The sequence below is a fragment of the Limnobacter parvus genome, assembly GCF_024623725.1.
Classification (GTDB): domain Bacteria; phylum Pseudomonadota; class Gammaproteobacteria; order Burkholderiales; family Burkholderiaceae_B; genus Limnobacter; species Limnobacter parvus.
The window spans coordinates 299,436-316,930 of the sequence record NZ_JANKHG010000001.1; the positions used below are offsets into that span (position 1 = coordinate 299,436).

At 51.7% G+C, this 17,495-nt stretch carries 18 protein-coding genes; 5 read left to right on the plus strand and 13 right to left on the minus strand.

Annotated elements, in window-relative coordinates:
• Positions 1-26: 26 nt before the first annotated feature.
• Genes NSP04_RS01355 through NSP04_RS01375 form a run of 5 tightly spaced genes read right to left on the minus strand, consistent with a single transcriptional unit; the run spans position 27 to position 7,722 of the window.
• Positions 27-3,230, minus strand: coding sequence for a type I restriction endonuclease subunit R (locus NSP04_RS01355; RefSeq protein WP_257510538.1), 3,204 nt, complete (start codon positions 3,228-3,230; stop codon positions 27-29).
• Positions 3,230-3,961 (minus strand): abortive infection family protein, encoded by a 732-nt coding sequence (locus NSP04_RS01360; RefSeq protein WP_257510539.1) that lies wholly within the window; start codon positions 3,959-3,961, stop codon positions 3,230-3,232. The genes NSP04_RS01355 and NSP04_RS01360 overlap by 1 nt, the downstream gene beginning before the upstream one ends.
• Positions 3,958-5,214: a restriction endonuclease subunit S gene (locus NSP04_RS01365; RefSeq protein WP_257510540.1), complete on the minus strand. Its 1,257-nt coding sequence runs from the start codon at positions 5,212-5,214 to the stop codon at positions 3,958-3,960. Before NSP04_RS01365 ends, NSP04_RS01360 begins: the two co-directional genes overlap by 4 nt.
• The gene (locus tag NSP04_RS01370; protein ID WP_257510541.1) at positions 5,211-6,806 is read right to left on the minus strand and encodes a class I SAM-dependent DNA methyltransferase; all 1,596 of its coding nucleotides are present in this window, start codon (positions 6,804-6,806) and stop codon (positions 5,211-5,213) included. The genes NSP04_RS01365 and NSP04_RS01370 overlap by 4 nt, the downstream gene beginning before the upstream one ends.
• Before the next feature lie 7 nt (positions 6,807-6,813).
• Positions 6,814-7,722: a helix-turn-helix transcriptional regulator gene (locus NSP04_RS01375; protein WP_257510542.1), complete on the minus strand. Its 909-nt coding sequence runs from the start codon at positions 7,720-7,722 to the stop codon at positions 6,814-6,816.
• 399 nt (positions 7,723-8,121) lie between these two features.
• Between NSP04_RS01375 and rpoH the strand changes: the two genes are divergently transcribed.
• The 4 genes from rpoH to NSP04_RS01395 all read left to right on the plus strand — a co-directional run bounded on the left by rpoH (position 8,122) and on the right by NSP04_RS01395 (position 11,386).
• The gene (gene rpoH, locus NSP04_RS01380; RefSeq protein WP_257510543.1) at positions 8,122-9,060 is read left to right on the plus strand and encodes an RNA polymerase sigma factor RpoH; all 939 of its coding nucleotides are present in this window, start codon (positions 8,122-8,124) and stop codon (positions 9,058-9,060) included.
• Between the two features lie 60 nt (positions 9,061-9,120).
• Positions 9,121-9,798, plus strand: coding sequence for a glutathione S-transferase (locus NSP04_RS01385; protein WP_257510649.1), 678 nt, complete (start codon positions 9,121-9,123; stop codon positions 9,796-9,798).
• A gap of 5 nt (positions 9,799-9,803) precedes the next feature.
• Complete coding sequence (locus NSP04_RS01390; protein ID WP_257510544.1) at positions 9,804-10,529, plus strand: FecR family protein; 726 nt, start codon at positions 9,804-9,806, stop codon at positions 10,527-10,529.
• Between the two features lie 218 nt (positions 10,530-10,747).
• Positions 10,748-11,386, plus strand: a complete 639-nt coding sequence (locus NSP04_RS01395) for a hypothetical protein (RefSeq protein WP_257510545.1) — start codon at positions 10,748-10,750, stop codon at positions 11,384-11,386.
• 3 nt (positions 11,387-11,389) lie between these two features.
• On the opposite strand, the gene NSP04_RS01400 is transcribed toward NSP04_RS01395, so the two are convergent.
• The 5 genes from NSP04_RS01400 to NSP04_RS01420 are packed head-to-tail and all read right to left on the minus strand — an operon-like array spanning position 11,390 to position 15,392.
• On the minus strand, positions 11,390-12,001 hold the full coding sequence (locus tag NSP04_RS01400) for an SCO family protein (protein ID WP_257510546.1): 612 nt from the start codon (positions 11,999-12,001) through the stop codon (positions 11,390-11,392).
• A 5-nt stretch (positions 12,002-12,006) separates the two neighbouring features.
• On the minus strand, positions 12,007-12,915 hold the full coding sequence (gene cyoE, locus NSP04_RS01405) for a heme o synthase (protein ID WP_257510547.1): 909 nt from the start codon (positions 12,913-12,915) through the stop codon (positions 12,007-12,009).
• Between the two features lie 8 nt (positions 12,916-12,923).
• A complete protein-coding gene (locus NSP04_RS01410; protein ID WP_257510548.1) occupies positions 12,924-13,931 on the minus strand; it encodes a COX15/CtaA family protein in 1,008 nt (335 codons plus the stop codon).
• 16 nt (positions 13,932-13,947) lie between these two features.
• Entirely contained in the window at positions 13,948-14,580 is a 633-nt protein-coding gene (locus NSP04_RS01415; RefSeq protein ID WP_257510549.1) for an SCO family protein, read from the minus strand.
• Entirely contained in the window at positions 14,577-15,392 is an 816-nt protein-coding gene (locus NSP04_RS01420; RefSeq protein WP_257510550.1) for an SURF1 family protein, read from the minus strand. Before NSP04_RS01420 ends, NSP04_RS01415 begins: the two co-directional genes overlap by 4 nt.
• Before the next feature lie 53 nt (positions 15,393-15,445).
• On the opposite strand from NSP04_RS01420, the gene NSP04_RS01425 reads away from it, so the two are divergent.
• The gene (locus tag NSP04_RS01425) at positions 15,446-15,646 is read left to right on the plus strand and encodes a twin transmembrane helix small protein (protein WP_257510551.1); all 201 of its coding nucleotides are present in this window, start codon (positions 15,446-15,448) and stop codon (positions 15,644-15,646) included.
• A 106-nt stretch (positions 15,647-15,752) separates the two neighbouring features.
• Here NSP04_RS01425 and NSP04_RS01430 read toward each other — a convergent pair whose 3' ends face one another.
• The 3 genes from NSP04_RS01430 to NSP04_RS01440 form a co-directional block, all read right to left on the minus strand.
• Positions 15,753-16,607, minus strand: a complete 855-nt coding sequence (locus NSP04_RS01430) for a cytochrome c oxidase subunit 3 (protein WP_257510552.1) — start codon at positions 16,605-16,607, stop codon at positions 15,753-15,755.
• 63 nt (positions 16,608-16,670) lie between these two features.
• Entirely contained in the window at positions 16,671-16,901 is a 231-nt protein-coding gene (locus NSP04_RS01435; protein ID WP_257510553.1) for a DUF2970 domain-containing protein, read from the minus strand.
• Entirely contained in the window at positions 16,901-17,467 is a 567-nt protein-coding gene (locus tag NSP04_RS01440) for a cytochrome c oxidase assembly protein (protein WP_257510554.1), read from the minus strand. The genes NSP04_RS01435 and NSP04_RS01440 overlap by 1 nt, the downstream gene beginning before the upstream one ends.
• Between the last annotated feature and the right edge of the window lie 28 nt (positions 17,468-17,495).

Here is a 17,495-nt window from a genome sequence, read left to right on the forward strand (position 1 = left end):
AGATAGCCTTCTCACGATCGAGCAAATTAGATGAACCCGCCACGCAATACAGACCATCCTGACGACAGCGCTTCTGCCTGCTGCAAAACAGTTTGAACCGCCGTGTCTTGGAGATCGGGAGGGTATCCGTATTTGCGCAGGATACGCTTCACAAGAACTCTCATTCGTGCCCTGGCTGAATCTCGATGCGCCCAGTCTACAGATACATTCTCTCGCAGGCTCATCAGTAATTCGTGTGCGATCAGCCTTAGTTTCTCATCACCCATCATCTGCACGGCATTCTCGTTTTCAGCCAAAGCATCATAAAAGGCGATTTCCTCTTCTGACAATCCTTGCTCTTCGCCACGCTGGCGAGCCGCGCGAATATCCTTGGCCAGTCGAATCAACTCCTGCAGCACCTCGGCAGTGGTAATTGCGTTTGCGTGGTAGCGTGCTACGGCGTCTTCCAATCGCTCAGAGAACGCCTTGGTTTGAACCACGTTGGCTTTGCTGCGCGAGCGAATGCCGTCGTTGATCAGCTTGCGCAATGCCTCTAACGCAAGATTTTTGCGTTCCATCTGCTGCACTTCAAGCAGAAACTCATCGGAAAGAATGGAAATGTCTGGGCTCTTAATGCCCGCTGCAGCCAGGATATCCACGATCTCGGTCGATACCACCGCACGACTAACGATTTGCTGAATGGCCAATTCGCGCTCTTGCTGACTCACTCCAGAACCAGTACTGCTCTTGGTCAACGCGGCACGAATCGCCTGAAAAAAACCGACTTCTTCCCGAATTTCCCGAGCCTCGTCGGAAGCCGATGCGAGGGCGAACGCTTTGGACAAGGCCAGTACCGCGTCTTGGTATCGCCGGTGAATATTCTTCTTACCCTCAACTGTTCTTTCGTTTGCAGCCAACTTTTGTTGTAAATCAAGAATCCACTCAATGGCCCCAGCCATCATCATCAAACGCTCTTGCGGCGTTCCGTTCATTGCAGATGCGTAGTCAAAGCCATGGTACATATCCCGCACAACTTCATACTTCTCCATCATCACAGCGACAGCTTGCGCTTCATCAACACCAGTATTTTCCTGATCATTTTTGGAATACTGCTGAAGTGCCGACTTCAGGTTTTGCGCAATCCCAATATAATCGACGATAAGCCCAGCGGGCTTGTCGCGAAACACTCGGTTTACGCGCGCAATTGCCTGCATCAATCCATGGCCTTGCATGGGCTTGTCAATGTACATGGTGTGCATACATGGCGCATCAAAGCCGGTCAGCCACATGTCCCTCACAATCACCAATTTCAGCGGGTCTTTGGGGTCGCGGGCGCGTTTGGCTAGCAAATCGCGCCGGGCCTTGTTGCCAATGTGCTGCTGCCACTCCTGCGGGTCGCTTGCTGCGCCCGTCATCACAATCTTGACAGCGCCTGCGTTGTCATCAGTGCTGTGCCAGTCTGGGCGCAGTTTTACTATTTCGTCGTACAGCTTCACGCAGATGCGGCGGCTCATGCACACCACCATTGCTTTGCCGTCCAGCGCGGCCACGCGATCTTCAAAGTGGGCAACCATGTCCTTGGCCACAAGAGCAAGGCGCTTGTCGCTACCAACCAAGGCTTCAACCGTTGACCACTTTTGCTTGAAGCGTTCCTGGTCGGCCTCGGAATCCTCTTCCGTCAGGTCATCGACCTCCACATCAATCTTCGGCTTTTCTTCCTCGTTCAGTTCGATGCGTGCCAACCGCGACTCGTAATAAATCGGCACGGTAGCGCCATCTTCCACAGCGCGGCTGATGTCGTACACATCAATGTAATTGCCGAACACAGCTGGTGTGTTCACGTCGTCGGCCTCAATAGGCGTGCCGGTAAAGCCGATGAAGGAAGCGTTTGGCAGAGCATCACGCATGTACTTTGCGAAGCCATATGAAATTTGACCAGTCTTCGCATCAACCTTCGCCTTAAAGCCATACTGGCTGCGGTGGGCCTCATCCGCCATGACAACCACGTTGCGGCGCGTGGTCAGCGGCTCTGCAATTTCACCGAACTTCTGCAAGGTCGTGAAAATTACACCACCTGATGCCCGGCTTAACACTTTCTGCAAATCCTCACGACTTTCCGCCTGCACCGGTGTTTGCCTTATCAAGTCGCGGCACATCGAGAAGGTGGAGAAAAGCTGATCGTCGAGGTCGTTACGGTCTGTCAGCACCACCAGCGTGGGGTTGGCCATAGCTGGGTGCTTCACCAGTTGCCCCGCATAAAACGCCATCAAGAAACTTTTGCCAGAACCTTGTGTATGCCAAATAACGCCAACTCGCTGGTCGCCTTTAGCCTGCGATTTAACGCTAGAAAAACCATAGTCCGCAGGGTCTTCTTCCGAGCCTGAAAATAGCGCAGATGCACGAACGGTTGAATCCACAGCCCGTCGCACCGCATGGAATTGATGGTAACCCGCGATGATCTTGACCAAACCCGAACCGGTTTCACCAAACACCGTAAAGTGCGCTAGCAGATTGAGCAACCGGCTATGCTCAAACATACCTTCAATAAGTGTCGATAATTCTGGCGCACCTTTTGGCGCAATATCCTTACCATTAGTGGTGCGCCAGGGCATGAAGCGTTCAAGGTCTGCCGACAGGGAACCCACTCGGGCGGCAATACCGTCTGAAGTGACAAGCAGCGCGTTGGTATTGAACAGCGCTGGAATCTGCTTTTTGTAGGTTTGCAGTTGGTTGTATGCGCCCAGCAGATGCGCCCCAGTGCTACCCGGTGCTTTCAGTTCGATTACGCACAGCGGCAAACCGTTCACGAACACCACCACATCGGGCCGCCGGCTATTCTGGCCGTTGATAACGACGAACTGGCTTACTGCCAGCCAGTCATTTAGTTCGGGGCGCTCGAAATCGAGGAGTGCGACTTTCCCTGCGGTCAGCGTGCCATCGTCAGCGTGGTACTCGACATCCACACCTTCCGTCATTAGCTTGTGGAGTCGGCGATTCTCCTCTAGAAGTGATGGCAGTTCGGACTGAGTTACCTTTCGTATCGCATCTTGTCGTGCCTCAAATGGCAAACCAGGGTTCAAGCGTGTGACAGCCTCCTCAAAGAGACGCTTCAGCACTACCTCATCATGGCTTTCTCGCTCAGGCCGTTGACCGTCAGGACCGATGTCCTCCTCGCATTCGATTCTATAATTGAGAGCGCGTAGCTGATCCAGCAGTGTTTTCTCGATGGCGGCCTCCGAAAGAAACGCCATTAGTGTTCTCCTTGCTCTCTAACTTGCGCTGGCTTTTGCGCCCCGCGCGCAGCGTTCAATGCCTCGACGTAAGCCTCCCGATCTAGCTGGTAGAGCAATCGGCTGACTTCGATATTTATGGGCAGCTCATCGCCACTTGGTAATATGAAGCGCAGGGTCGTTGAGTCATCGTCATCCACAACTAACCCCACGTGTGCATCGATCAGTGCATTGCCCTCTGCAAACCGCTCCCATGGTTCGCGAGAGCTTATCGGATCGAGTTGTGAGTCGAGATAAGCCTTGTACAGAAAAGTAACAAGCGCATCCGCAGCAAGAATCGCCGCTCGACGATGGTAAATCGTCAATGCTTGGATGAAGCCATCTTTTCCATGACTGAATGGCCCTGCGTCATTTCTCAGCACACGCAGAGATTCGGCCAAGCCATTGTGGTGCTTGATTAGGTCGGCGAATTTTCTATCCCGAACATCGCCTCGTCCTAAAACCCGTATTGCAGCTGACACCCACTCCGTAATGGATGCCTCGTCCTTTGGTTTCAGAGGCGAAGTGGGATCATCGAGTTGATCTATGATTACCCTACAAATACACTCAACAAGTCCTTTTACCGCATCGATCGACGCATCACTATCGCTCTCCAAGGCCATCTGCAAAGCGTCAAAGGTGTGTTGAAGCATTGTCGCATTCTGCCAGTGCGCGCAGGCTTCTCTGATCCCAGGGCACCAGTCCATAGTCATACAGCCCCTCCTACGATACTGTCAGCCTCATTCACCCTTAGCTCACCAGAAATTAGCTTTGGTAACAATAGATCCCTTATTGTGGCCAGTGATTTGTTTTCCAGAACATTGGCCTGAATAGTTGTAAGCATCGGGCGCACAACTTCGTTGAAAGCATTTACAACAGCCTCATCGGGCAGGGCAATCGAGTAGCGACTCAAAGCATCCCAACTTGTACGCGGCATTTTAGTGCCATTCGAGGTTTGGTCGGTATAAGCAACGAATTCGTCACTAGCCACGCACATCATAACAAAGGCATCCCATTCCTTTGCCCTCGGCGCCAAGACAAGTATATCGGTTGAACAAATACCATCTATTGGAGCAATACCAACTTTGTGAAAATAGGGACGTAACTTGCCAAATAGGATCTCGCCTTTGGAAAAACGTGACTTGTTGCTGGCAACAATACTCGCACTATCCCAATTTGATAGGGCAATGCAACGCCGTGGTAAATGCTCTAACCCGATATATGGTGTCTCAGGTGATACATCGGCCGGCATAACTACTTTATTACGCGATTCTGCAATGTCCCCAAGTTTCCCAGCGATCCACCCACGAGGAGTCCCCCCATCATCTATAGAAGCAGGGAATCGGGACAAAATCTCAGCGGTGATACAGCGCGAATTTAGGCCACTAGCCTTTGTGCGTACCGGACCAAAATCGACAAACCAGTCCTTGTATAGTGTCCTCGCGATGTCTTCTAGCGTTCTGTTGACTAGACAGTTGGAGGCAATCCGATTGTCCAAAGACGAGAGAACCTCGGCAATAGACTTACGCGTTTTAATATCGATATCAGGAAACTCGAAATCAGCCAGCGCTTGCCAAGATACACGCTGACGGCCTGACGTTCCTTCCATACGACCTTTGGCAAAAGCCCTAAATTCCGGCAATCGAGTAAGGTAGTAAACAAAATCGGTATCATGGCCCTTGTCCTTAGCTGCCATGACGATGAACTCGGTTGACCCATGTCCAACGGAGCTATCGGGCAGTCCACTTACTCTCACAGTTTTCCCGTTCTCCAGACAAGGTGTTATTCGAGCAAACAAGATATCCCCGTTGGAAAACTTGCTACCGCCACCGGAGAACTCACGATGTCCAATACGGGTAATATCTCGGCCACCTTCCGGTAAATCGGCCATCTCTATAAACGGTGCAAATATTCCTTTTTCCAAAGGCCGCCTTGGATTGAAATCGACTAAGTCGGATAACTTCACTTGATGTCCTCCCCAATGGGAAAACCAACCAGTCGCAATTTCTCACGCACCGTTTGTTCGTTCTCCTTGGACTCGGCCAATTGCTCACTGAGTGTAATAGTGAGACGCCCCATCCTCGCGGCTAACGACTCGCTGCCTTCTGCTATTTCCTCAATACCAACAAAACGACCTGGTGTCAAAATATAACCCTGCTCGCGAATTGCATCCAACGAGGCCGACTTACAGAAACCAGAAATATCCCGGTAGGCTCCCCCCTCAGACTCGCCGCGCCACGCGTGATAAGTTTCAGCAATTTTCTGAATATCTGCGTCTAAGAACTCTCGTCGCGTCCGATCAACTAGCACTCCGAGTCTACGCGCATCGATGAACAGCACCTCTCCGCGCCTGTCTCGCCAACCATTTCCGGGATTTTTATTGCGAGCAAGAAACCAGAGACAAGCAGGAATCTGGGTCGAGTAAAAAAACTGCCCTGGTAAGGCCACCATACAATCGACAACATCCTTCTCAATCATTTCGCGTCGAATGTCGCCTTCACCGGACTGCATCGATGACATCGATCCGTTAGCTAGAACGACTCCAGCCGTACCATTTGGCGAAAGATGATGGATGATGTGTTGCAGCCAAGCATAGTTAGCATTGCCCGCGGGCGGCACACCGAACTTCCAACGCACATCCTCTCGTAGTCGGTCTCCCCCCCAATCCGAAATATTAAATGGCGGATTGGCGAGAATATAGTCCGCCTTCATCGGTGCGCCATCGCTACCGCGCTGGGCGGCAAATTCATCTTTGTGGAAGCTACCTTCATTGTTCCAGAAAATTTTTGAGTCGATGCCGCGTACAGCCAGGTTCATTTTGGCGAGCCTCCATGTCGTGTAATTAGACTCTTGCCCGTAAACGGCAATGTCGCCAAGGCGGCCACCGTGTTCTTTAACGAATTTTTCTGATTGCACAAACATTCCACCAGATCCACAACACGGGTCATAGATACGCCCTGAATAAGGTTCCAGCATTTCAACCATTAGCCTAACCACCGAACGTGGGGTGTAAAACTCGCCGCCACGCTTGCCCTCGGCACCAGCAAATTGGCCAAGGAAATATTCGTATACCCGCCCTAGAATGTCTTTAGAGCGCCCGCCTTCCTCGTTGAGTGCAATGCCTGAAATAAGGTCAATCAGCTCGCCTAGCATCACCTTGTTAAGTGCAGGCCTGGCGTAATCCTTGGCCAGCACTCCCTTGAGCGACTCGTTATCCTTCTCGATGGCGCGCATTGCGTCGTCGATCAAGGTGCCGATTGTGGGCAGCTTGGCGTTGGCCTGCAGGTGCGACCAGCGCGCCTCCTTTGGCACCCAGAACACGTTGTCGGCGAGGTACTCGTCCTTATCCTCTGCGGCTAAAGCATCTTCGGCCAGCAGGGCCTTGTGCTTAGCCTCAAAGGCATCGGAAATGTATTTCAGAAAGATGAGACCAAGTGCGACGTGTTTGTAGTCGCTGGGTTCCATATTACCGCGCAGCTTGTCGGCAGTTCTGAAAAGGTCCGCCTCAAAACCTAAGTCTCCCCCGTTAGCATTTTTAAGGTTGTCATTTTTTGTCATTCTGTTGTTATCCTTTGCGTGATGTCTTTGCTGTCTGGGCCTCATACCCAGGAGCAAGCTTAGCGTTTTCAACACCATAAAGAGGTTGAGGATCGTTGAGCCATAGGCGGTAATGTTCTTCCTTAAGACGGTGATCTGGCGAGCAGTCTACGCCCCAGCGCAACAGCATATAACCCACCACCGCTGCACGCACATGCATCCTGATTGAGTCCCCTATCATCCCATAATCCATCTTGATAACTTCAGGGCGTTCTAATCGAGGGTGAGGCACAAAGTTCAACTCGACTATGCGTGTCCACTGTATGTCGCTATCTGGTAGTTCCCAGGACAGTGACTCCTCATCAAGAAGAGCAGTCGATTCGATACGTGTCACAACGAAGTCCCTGAACTCGCGACTCTTCCTATCGAATGCACGTACGTGCCAGCGTAGGCCAGTATCCACCAGCGCAAAGGGCACGATGACTCTCTCAGATTCACCACTACTAAGCGAGTGGTAACGAATTGCCACTGGTCGCTTCGCGTGGATCGCTCGACAGACCGGTGCAAGAACATCCATCCTAGGATTGCTTAACGCTGTTGGTGACTCGCAGGGCAATGGCGGCTGCGTCTGGCCGCTCTGACCATCGCCAAAGCCCTGGGCCAGTACCGACAACACCCGCTTAGCTGGGTGATCAAACAGCGGAGAAAACGCCTGCCCTATTCGATAGATCTTGTTACTGCCGTCAAAGGTGATATTTTTCGGCGCGATTTCACGGTACAACGCCAAATCGCGAGTGGCCCCAGCCGGTGCGGAGCCGAAGCGTTCCATTAGATCTCTACGACCAACATCACCAAAAAAGTAGAGTCGAAAATCGATATGGGCCAGACGCTCACGCTGGGTAGGAGTCAAGTTTGCGAGCTTTTGAGGTTGGGACACCCGAAACTCCCAAAATAAGGGAACAAAACGATATCTCTGACTTTACGAGAACCGGGACGAACGATCTAATCAAATTGATTAGATTATGCGGTTTATCTTGACTCAGATCAAGTTGAGATCGAGTTGAATAGATTGAACCCTGATCAGAATGGGTGGAGGCAATCGTATTTGGGAGGTATCGACGTCAAAACTTGCTCTTAACACTACTGACACTGGTTAAAAACCCGACCCAATGTTGTTTTCGACTTTAATGTTTTGTTTTCGACTTTAATAGCCAGTTTTCGACTTTAATAGTTCAGAACAGCTTTATCGCGGAACTTTCCACCCCCTTAGCACTCATAAACGAAGAGTGCTAAAATTAAATGGAATTTGGTTCATTTATCGGAGAACACCGCAAATATGACCACAGCAGCATTAACACTTGCTAACACCCGCGCCATTGGCAGCAGCCTGGCTGTGCGCGACCCTTGGGCACTGGTGGCCCGCGGGCCGCTTGGCAACCTTGATGCCTATATTTCAGCTACCCACCAAATCCCAATGCTTACGCCCGAGGAAGAAGTGGAGCTTGGCGAACGCCTGCAACGCGACAACGACCTTGAAGCCGCCCGCCGCCTTGTGCTTAGCCACCTGCGTTTGGTAGTGGCCGTGGCCCGCCAGTACCTGGGCTACGGTTTGCCCCATGCCGACCTGATTCAGGAAGGCAATATTGGCCTGATGAAAGCCGTTAAGCGATTTGACACCACCCGTGGCGTGCGCCTGGTCAGCTTTGCCCTGCACTGGATCAAGGCTGAAATTCACGAGTACATTATTCGCAACTGGCGTATGGTCAAAATGATCACCACCAAGGCGCACCGCAAGCTGTTTTTCAACCTGAACAGCTTCAAAAAGTATGGCCAAACCCTGTCGCCCGACCAAATCAGCGAAGTGGCCACCGAACTGAACGTGCGCCCTGAAGATGTCTCAGACATGGAACGCCGCATGGCGGGCCATGAATTCAGCCTGGACCCGATTATTGATGTGGATGGCGAGGAAAGCAGCTACAACCCCGCCCGCTACCTGACCGCCGAAGGCGCCGAACCCACCGAGGTGCTGGAAGACGCCAACAACGAGCGCTTGCACACCGAGGGCCTGGACCTTGCGCTTTCCAGCCTCGATGAACGCAGCCAACGCATTATTTCCAGCCGTTGGTTGGCTGGCGACCAAGCCAAAACCCTGCATGATCTGGCCGCCGAGCTGGGTGTGTCGGCGGAACGGGTTCGCCAAATCGAAACTCAGGCCATGAAGAAAATGAAAACCGCCCTTTTGAAATACGAGAATGGCGAGGCTTTAACAAGCTAAGTAATCATTTTGGGTGAAAACTGACTACACTAAGGGCTTGGAAACAAGCCCTTTTTTATGATGATTGAAGTTCACCACCTGGAACATTCACGCTCGCAACGCATTATTTGGCTGCTCGAAGAACTCGGCTTGCCCTACAAGGTAACCCGCTATGCCCGTGATGCAAAAACCTACCTGGCTCCACCCGAGTTGCTGAAAATTCACCCCTTGGGCAAGTCGCCAGTGATTACTGACGGCGACATTACCGTGGCAGAAAGTGGTGCAATTGTTGAATACCTGATCGACAAAGCAGGCGGCAACCTAAGGCCTGCAGCGGGCACCCAGGCGCACCGCGATTACACCTACTGGATGCACTTTGCTGAAGGCACGGCCATGCCACCATTGGTCATGACGCTGGTATTCAACAAAATTGAAAATGCGCCAGTGCCTGCGCTGCTAAAGCCAATTGTGCTGCCGATTGCGCGCGGCATTTCCAAGCAGGTTAAAACCAGCTTTATTAACCCAAACCTTGAAAAACAGTTTGCCTACATTGAAAGTGTACTGGCCAAAAACGAGTGGTTTTGCGGCAATGAAATGACAGGTGCCGACTTCATGATGAGCTTTCCGCTGGAAGCAGCCATTAGCCGCGCAGAAGCTATTGGCAGCATGCCCAGAATAACAGCGTATGTGAAACGCATACATGCCATGCCCAGTTACAAGAAAGCACTGGAAGTAGGCGGCCCCTACAACTATGCCTAAGCACCATGAACACAAACACTGTTTCGATTGAACAACAAGCCAATGTGACTGCCGTCAGCGGCAATGTGCAGCTGATTCGCGATGGCTTTTTTCTGCCGGCCCAGGTCGGCATGGCGCTGCTGCCAGGCGACCGGGTAGTTAGCGACATTAATGCAAAAGCAGTAATTCAATTTACTGGTGTAAATGACGCGTTGGTAATTGAAAAGGGCGCAGCAGCCACTTTCAATCTTGAAGTGGTTGAAATGGATGAAGCACCGCAGTGGATAGCCACTGAACTTTACGGGCAAGGGGTGTACTTCGACAGCCAGGCTGCAGTTAACACTGCACAGGCCGGCGAAGAAGCGCCCAACTTGTTTGGTCTGTTTGGTTCGGGCAGCGGTACAAGCAGCGCTGGCGAGTCAACCGGCTACCCAGTGCTTGAAAGTGTGCTGGCGCTGGGCGCCACTGCTGCGGTATTTAGCGACAACGACGACAACCCACCCGCAACGAGCACCACCAACGAATCAAACGCTGGGGAAACCACCAACCCACCCCCGGCAGGCACACCCCAACCCCCCGCAGAGCCCCAGCCAGAGCCAAATCCACTTGATGGTATAATAGGACCTATAAGTGGTGCCTTGGATGGTTTGTTGGGTGCCACAGGAATTGCCTCGCCTTTGGGCACATTGGGCAATCAATCACAAACTGACATTCTTTTTTCCTCGCTCTCCAGCACTGAATCTACTCGCTGAGCCAACATTTCAACTCACCCACCCAAGCCATGACCCGCGTTCAACGGTAACGCAAGGTCAATTGCTTTTCTGAACTTCAAACTGTTTCATCACTTTCCAACATAGGTCTTGTTCTGCACAACGGAATAAGAAATATGCATAGAACTATGCACGACAGAGTCGTGCCGATTCACTGAATAAGATGCCTGTTAAACAGACGAGGCATGAGGAAGTATTGAATGAACGAAAACAAGGCTTTTGAAATTGACTTTACTGAAGCAAAAAACATTGCAAGCCTACCCGAGCGCGTTTACCCAATTACGCAAAATGAGATTGTGCGTCTTGAAAATATTTGGGGCTTTGCAGCGCCCAATAAAAATAACAGCTTCAGCGGCCCGTGTGCTTTGGGCACCGTGCTTCACTTCCATTCAATTGGCTGGAGTCATCTGCCCAAGGAACGCAACGGTCGCCCTGTAAATGACCCTTACATCGAAGAATTAATACGCTGGAGCCAAGCACCCGGTACGCTGGCTGGTGACATGGGCACCACGCCCGGCATGATGCTGGCAAGCCTGAGAAAGGCGGGTCTGCGTGCACAGTGGTATTCAGGCAGTTCGGTAGAAAAGACCTTGCAGTTGATTAAGTACGAAATTGGGCAGGGACGCCCTGTCATTGTGCTGGTCAACCACAGGCAAGTGGGGCAACCCGTGAGTGTGGAGTGGCAGGTTGTTTTCAAAACCAGCAGCACCGGTATTTACACCAAGTACTGTTCATATGCCGACGCTGAAAAAGCATGGACATTTGAGGAATTCAGCAGATGCCTTCAAATGGAAATGGAAGCACTAAGCTGTTGTGTAATCACCGCCGAAAAAGATTAGGGATTATTTGCCGTCAAGGATTTGCTCGACGTCGCTGATCACAGGGGCCGAGTCGGCATTGTGGCGCACCAGCAAACGTGCCCTGCCCTGCTGGTCAAATACGTAGCTGGCCGATGTGTGGTCCATCAAGTAATTGTCCGGGGTGCTGCCCTCAACCTTTCCTGCAAACACCCGCAGGCCACTCAACAAGGGCTTCAGTTCTTCTGAAGACTGTGCGGTCAAGGCGTCAAAGGTTGGGTTGAATTGGGGCACATAACTGCGCAACAATTCAGGTGTGTCGCGTTCAGGGTCAACAGACACAAACAACACCTGCAGGTTGTCGCCTTTCTCGCCCAACTTCGTTTTTACCTCGCTCCACTGCTGCATGGTGATTGGGCACACGTCCGGGCAATGGGTGTAACCAAAAAACATGGCAACCACCTTGCCCTTGTAGCTTTCAATTGTGCGCTCGGTGCCAGACAAATCTTTCAATTTGAAATTGGCCACCAGTGCTGAACCCGTAATGTCGGTATTCACAAACTGGGCTGGGCCTACATTGCATGCGGCCAACAAAACCACTGCACCCATGGCTGCCAACTTCACTGCTTTTCGAAACTGGGTAGATAAACTGCGCATACTGCTTACACCGTTATGTAATGGTCGACCAACAAGGCCGCGAACAAAAACGCCAGGTAGGCGATGGAATAGGTAAATGCCTTTTTGGCCAAGGCGTCGCTGTAATTTTTCCAGATTTTGTAGCCATACCCAATAAAGATTGCATTTAATACCACCGCGCTGGCAAGGTAAATCAGCCCACTCATTTTCATGGCGTAGGGAATCATGGTGGTGGCTGCCAGCATGATGGTGTACAGAAACACATGGAACTGGGTAAATGCCGCGCCATGTGTAACAGGCAACATGGGCAAACCAGCGCGTGCATATTCCTGCGTGCGGTAAAGGGCCAGGGCCCAGAAATGCGGGGGTGTCCACACAAAAATAATGAGAAACAGCACCAAAGCTTCGGCAGAGACGCTGTTGGTCACCGCTGCCCAGCCCAGTACAGGCGGCATTGCGCCAGATGCACCGCCAATTACAATATTTTGAGGCGTATTCGGCTTTAGAAGCAGGGTGTAGATAACCGCATAGCCAACGAAGGTGGCCAAAGTCAGCCACATGGTCAGCGGATTCACAAACACATACAAAATCCACACACCCACGCCACCCACCATGCTTGAAAACACCAAGGTTTGCATGGAGTTTAATTCGCCACGGGGCAAGGGGCGCGCCCGGGTGCGTGCCATGGCTGCATCAATTTTTTGTTCAACCAGGCAGTTAAATGCTGCTGCCGCACCCGCCACCAACCAAATACCCAAGGTACCTGCAATCAACACCTGCACATTCGGCAAATCAGGGGTGGCCAGAAACATGCCAATGACAGCACAGAACACGATCAAGGCCACCACACGGGGCTTGGTCAATGTCCAGTACTGTTTAATGACATGCAAAAAGCCGTTGGTGGCTTTGTTGGCCTTGGATGGAGCAGATGGCATGGTGGCCCTTATGAAATTCGATGGCGATTGCCGGCAACCCGATAGTTTACCAAGATCAGGGTGACCAACAACAGCGCAGCGCCCCCATTGTGCGCCACGGCCAACCACAAAGGCAACTGGAAGACTACATTGCCGATGCCCATCGCAATTTGCAGGGTGAGTGCAGCCACCACGCCAATGGCCAGCGGCTTGGTACCCGGGTTGCGCCACAGGGCAAATGCCAGGAAGCCCAATATACCTGTTACCACCAATGCGCCAATTCGGTGGATGAAGTGAATGGCGGTGAGTGAGGCCACATTCAGGTTTTGCCCATCGGGTGTTTCACCCAATTCACGCACAATGTGAAAGGCGTGGTTGAATTCCATGTGTGGCCAGTAGCTGCCCTGGCAGGTCGGGAAATCGGTACACACCACAGCCGCGTAGTTGGTGCTGACCCATCCACCCAGAATAATTTGTGCCGCAACAGCCACAAAGCCTACACGGGCAAGCACACGCAGACTGCTTAAGTCTTTCGGTGGGGCAACGGTGCGGGCCGGGCTGGTTTGGCGCAGCCACAGCCAGGTCAGCATGCCCAAAATAGTCATGCCACCAATCAAGTGCCCGGTCACGATGGCGGGCTTTAGCAACATGGTGACGGTCCAGGCACCAAAAGCACCCTGCAAGCACACTGCAAAAAACAACCAGGTTGCCAGTGCGGGCGACTGCTTCAGCTCTGCGCGCTTTTTCCAGGCCATAACCATGATGCCGATTATCAACAGGCCCAGAAAAGTAGCCACGTAGCGGTGAACCATTTCCTTCCAGGCTTTGGGAATTGAAACCGGGCCGTGCGTGCCGCCTTGTGCTTCCACAGCGGCAGCAATTTCAGCCGATGCCTGCGTGGGTGTTAACTTGCCGTAGCAACCCGGCCAATCGGGGCAACCCAAACCCGCATCAGTCAGACGTACAAAAGCGCCCAACATAATCAAAAGGAACGTAAGTACTGTGGTGAATGCGACCAAACGCTTGTAACTACTCATGATGCTGCTCTCGTGTTTAACCTATGTTTGAAGCCCACAACAGGCGGCTTACGTCTTTACGAAACTTGTCGAACTGAAGGGTGTTGTTGGGTGGGAAACGCATCATGACGTGGCCCAGCGGGTCGGCCACGAACACGTGGTCGCGCACGGTGCCAATATCGGCACTGCCTTTGTTACCCACGATGCCCTGCTCTAGCGGCAACCAGCTTTGCAGTTGGGCCTCACTGGCACGTACAAAGTGAACATCCGGGAACTGGCGTAGCAGCAATGTTTCCAGGGGACCATCGTCGGTCACGAATACCACACGCGCAATTCTGCCCTGTTCCTTGCCTTTCGATGCACGGGCCTGGCGCTGGAAGTACATGGTGTTCTGGCACACTTCATCGCATTCACTGTTGATGACCTGAATCAGCACCCACTTGTCAGCCACTTGCTTCATGGTGAAGTCGTCGCCATTGATGTTCTTGAATACCTCGGTGGACACATCCACTTGCGGATCAAGAATAGTGCCGTAGTTGTTTGTGCCATCGGGCTTGTTGAAAAAGTACAAATAAAAGGCGGCCACGATCGGTAATGCACAGGTCAGGAACACCAAAACAATGGTGATTCGACTCTTGTTCAGCTTCGCTGGTGCGCTGGCTGCATTCATGTTTTCTTTCCTTTGTAAAACTCGCGATACACGAAAAACAGGGTTAGCAAGACCAAAACTGCTGACATGCTATACCACTGAAAGGCGTAGCCTTTGTGCTTGGCCACTTGCTCTTGCAAGGGAACGGCCACATGGTAAAAGCCGTCGACCTTGCGGGTTTCATTCAACGTTTCACCGGTTTGCTCAACAGGTTGCAAGGTCACTACAAAATTACTGACCGCTTGCCCAACCTGCCTTTCGAATTCATTCACACTAAAATTGGACCACACCTGAAAACCATTGCTTTCCTCTTGGTAAATGTTTTCTGCATCGCCAAGTTGAATTCCCCGAAGTTCCGCCGACTGGGCGAACCGTGGCAAGATGGTGCCACGCAATTCGATCAGCTGGTCAGCGCCATCCTGACTACCCGGCATGTCGGGCGCCCTGCGCGGGTCGGCGGGGTCGCGCAACAATAACCCGCGGTCAACGGGAATCAAAAATTGCGCGCCTTCCGGCTGAAACCCCTGAACCACCTGCACAGCGGGCCGACCATTCACTTGACGGTTGTCTATGTATATCAGGGCTTTGGCTTGGTATCGACCCTTCAGCTCAATTTTTCGGTAGGACAAATTGTCCAAGTCGAGCTGCGCCGTACCCGGCGAGATGGGCGCAGCCGCCAAGGCGCTTGCCTGCGCGTCAAACAACGCCTGCTTTTCCTGCCCTCGACCAGTTTGCCATTGGCCCAGGCTGAAAGTCATCCAAACCAATCCTGCACCGATTAGCAGGGTGAAAGCCAGCTTGACTTTACCGGGTGATTTGATCGCATTAACCATGACATACTTCCACTTGTGTGCTGTACACGGTTGGTTTTATAAAGGTGTTCACCATGAAGTTAATCATTGGCCTGGCATTTCTGGGCATTCTGGCAAGTTTGGGTTCGGCATTTTTCTTTCTCATGAAAGACAAAAGCAAATCCAGTCGAACAGTTAACGCATTGACCATGCGCATTGGTTTGTCGATTGCCCTGTTTCTACTCATCCTGTTTGCTTGGTACATGGGCTGGATAGAAGCCACAGGAATTCGTTGATTCTGCAGTTCAAAAACAAGTGATCTAAAAAAAAGCCACCGGAATTTTCCAGTGGCTTTTTTATTGTTGTGACCAAGCTAGCAAATTTTTACTTGCTTACAGCCACTTATAACCAATACACCACCACGTACAAGCCCAACCACACAACATCCACAAAGTGCCAATACCATGCAGCGGCTTCGAAAGCGAAATGGCTGTCAGGTGTGAAATGGCCCTTGATGCAACGGATCATGATGAAGAACAGCATGATTGCACCAATGGTGACGTGGAAACCGTGAAACCCGGTCAGCATAAAGAAGGTCGAACCGAAAATACCGGAAGTCATCTTCAGGTTCAAGTCGCGATAGGCGTGAACATATTCATACACCTGGAAACCCATGAACACGGCGCCCAACAACACGGTCAGCGCCAAGCCCCAGATCAACTGTGAGCGCTTGTTCGCGATCAAGGCATGGTGTGCCCACGTCAGCGTAAGGCCAGATGTGAGCAACAACGCAGTGTTGATGGTTGGAATTGGCCAAGGGCCCATGGTCTGGAATGAATCCACAATGCCGGCAGGACCAGTGTTTGGCCAGTTGGCAGTGAAATCGGGCCACAGGAACGCTTTGTTGTCGATGTCGCCAAGCCAGGGCAATGCAATTTGACGCGCATAGAACAGCGCGCCGAAGAATGCCGCAAAGAACATGACTTCAGAAAAAATGAACCAGCCCATGGACCAGCGGAAAGAGACATCCACGCGTGCGCTGTACTGGCCACTTTCGGATTCACCGACCACATGCTTAAACCAACCTGTCAGCACATAAATAAGAATCGCCATGCTGAGTGCAAACAGGTAGGGGCCAGAGGCCTCACCGTTGACCCACTGGGACATGCCCAACACAAAAAAGAACATGGCCACTGCGCCAAGCACAGGCCACTGGGACAAGCCGGGCACAAAATAATATGGTGCATTCGCACGCATGGTGGTTTCTCCTATTTCTTTAATTTAGATGCTTTAGTACTGCAACAGCAGATTCCGTACGGCTTAAGCGGAACCCACCACATAATTTACCAATGCCAGCAAGCCGAGCACAAAACCCGCGGCTGCCAGCAGGCCCACGATGATGACGTGGACAGGATTTAATTTTTGCATGTCTTCGGAGTGGTTTGCACCCTTCCGAACACCAAAAAACGACCACAACACCGCCGACAATGTTTGGAGAAAAGTGGCCTTGGTCGCTTTGCGAGAAGCCGCTTTTTTAATGTCTTCCGACATTACTCCGAAACCATGGCAGTGGCTCCAGCCACTTCAAAAAACGTGTAACTCAAGGTAATGGTGTGTACGTCTTGTGGCAACTTCGGGTTGATCACAAACACCACCGGAAATTCTTTCGTTTCACCTGCCTTGAATGGTTGCTGTTTGAAGCAAAAACATTCCAGCTTGGTGAAATGCTCAGCTGCTTTGCTGGGCAAATAACTGGGTATGGCCTGGCCTGCCGTGTCGTTCTTCAGGTTGTTGTACACCACGTAATTCATTGTGACCAATTCACCGGGGTGGACCATCATGCGATTCGTTTCAGGTTTGAACTGAAACTTGCCCCGCTCATTGGCATCAAAAATCACTTCAATACTGCGGCTGGTGTCCACTTGCGTGTTCTTCAGTATGTCAGCCGCATTCTTGTCTTGCTGAGTTAGCACATTGATTCCGGTGATTTCGCAAATCGCCTCATAAATAGGCACCAACGCGTAACCAAAACCAAACATGGCCACTACGATCACCATTAACCGCACCAGCATTTGCTTGTGCAAACCGCCTGATTTCTGGTTGTTTCCTTGTGCCATGCCGCTTCACCTCTACTGCTGCTTTGTT